The organism is Arsenophonus endosymbiont of Bemisia tabaci Q2 (assembly GCF_902713415.1).
Classification (GTDB): domain Bacteria; phylum Pseudomonadota; class Gammaproteobacteria; order Enterobacterales; family Enterobacteriaceae; genus Arsenophonus.
In genome coordinates, this window is record NZ_CACTIE010000234.1 from 1 (window position 1) to 1,910 (window position 1,910).

1 protein-coding gene and 1 pseudogene are annotated in these 1,910 nt (G+C 33.2%); one reads left to right on the forward strand and one right to left on the reverse strand.

Annotation, left to right across the window (positions count from 1 at the left end; all coding sequences use genetic code 11):
• The first annotated feature begins 154 nt into the window (after nucleotides 1–154).
• On the forward strand, nucleotides 155–433 hold the full coding sequence (locus ARSQ2_RS10465) for a hypothetical protein (protein WP_181995267.1): 279 nt from the start codon (nucleotides 155–157) through the stop codon (nucleotides 431–433).
• Nucleotides 434–599: 166 nt separating this feature from the next.
• Here the strand turns inward: ARSQ2_RS10465 and argA are convergent.
• Nucleotides 600–1,910, reverse strand: a pseudogene (gene argA / locus ARSQ2_RS10470) (amino-acid N-acetyltransferase); the annotation flags it as partial.

The following is a 1,910-nucleotide window of genomic DNA, read 5'->3' on the forward strand; positions in this document are numbered from 1 at the left end:
TAATCAAAATTAAGTCGCTTAGCTATACATCTCAATCTACTGAGCAAGCTGATAGGTTTTATCGAGCTGGATTAGCTGTCGGGATTGTTAATGATTTTTCAACCCCTGATAAAGAGGTACAAATAGACCACGCAAAAATTAAGACTAATAACATTTGTCGAGCTTTCCTGTAGAAAATTCTTCTATAGAAAATCAAAGTAATGACCAAAAAGCGGCAATTAAATATAGAGGGATAGGTTTTGTGAAGAGTCTTCTATCAGTTACTTCTGGTACTCCTTTGGACTCGACCGTCTATGCTCAGGCATTAAATATTGGTAGTCTGGCTAAAAATGGGGGAGCGACCCACAGTACAATGGTTAAGCATTTTTCAACTATGTGGAATATGCGTGATGGTTTATATCAAAAGCAGCCGCACCACTTTCAGCAGCAATAAAAAATAATTAATTAACCGTTATTTTATTTTCGGCTCTTCTCTTCGTTAAATAAAGAGGAGCCGATATTTTTTTGCTTAAGAGTAATAGAAAACGTTATTTATTTAAATAGTGTATTTTTATTGTAAATGGGTTTATTAATTAAATTTAAAATTAATTTTATGGTATTTAATTAATATTAAGTATTAAAATTTTTGAGCATCGTTGATAATTATAAAGCCCTTGTTTTTATTGGTAACATATCAACTTTTGCTGGGAAAAATCCTCTTTCTAGAAACCAGTGAGTACTTCGGGTTGTTAATACAAAAAGTTTTTCTAAATTTAAATTTTTGGCTTGTAGAGTAATGTGTTTAAGCAGTTTTTCACCTCTTGATAAATTACGATAGTCAGGATGCACAGCAAGGCAAGCCATTTCTGCAGACTTTTCTTCTAAATAGGCATAAAGTGCTACGAAAGCGATGATCATATTTTCTCGCTCGATGATAGTAAATTTGTCAATTTCTATTTCTAATTGTTCACGTGAACGGCAAATTAATATTCCTTGCTGTTTCAACGGTTGAATTAATTCTAATATTCCTGCTATATCATAGATATTAGCTCGACGAATTTTTTCACAATTTTCCATGGTAATTTGGCTACCGATACCTTCATGAGAGAAAAGTTCTTGCAATAAAGGACCATTCTCTTGATAGCTTATCAAATGGCTACGACGAACACCTTGCTTGCATACTTTAATTGCGCTATATAAAAAATGCAGTATGTCAGAATGATTCTTTGGCTGTTTTTCCAATTCAGCAATATACTTTTCAGCTTCATTCGGCGAGAGTTCCGATAATAGATTGCCATTTTTATCACTAATTCCTTGTAAAGAGCAAAATCCAATTAATTTTTCTGCTTTTAATTTTATTGCAAATTGTGTTGCGATAGTTTCTGTCGACAAATTAAAACTTTCTCCGGTGACCGAAACAGCAATTGGGTTAATTAATACAATCGAGCCGTTTTTTAAATGATGGTTGATGGATACTTCATCGATTCTTCGTATACCTCGGCTATGACAGTAATCAACACCATCCTCAATCCCTAAAGATTGAGCAATAATAAAATTACCACTGACGAGATTTATATAAGCACTTTCCAATGGGGTATTGTTGAGACTCATTGATAACAGAGCAGTAATATCTAATTGTAATGTCCCCGATATTTGTTTAGCTAACTTTAGGGTATTTGCATCAGTGACGCGAATATTTTTATGGTAGATTATCGGATATTGTTGGTTTATGAGTTTTTATCTATCTGTTGGCGTATGCGATAAACAATAACTAGCCGAATACCCAGACTGTGTAATAAACCGATATCGCTAATGATATGAGCAAAACTTTTATCTGCGATAGCGTTACCCTTTAATGTAATAAAAAAGATTTTATCGCGATGTATATTAATATAGGGAACAGAGTAGCGAAATCCATTAACTAAATCAGT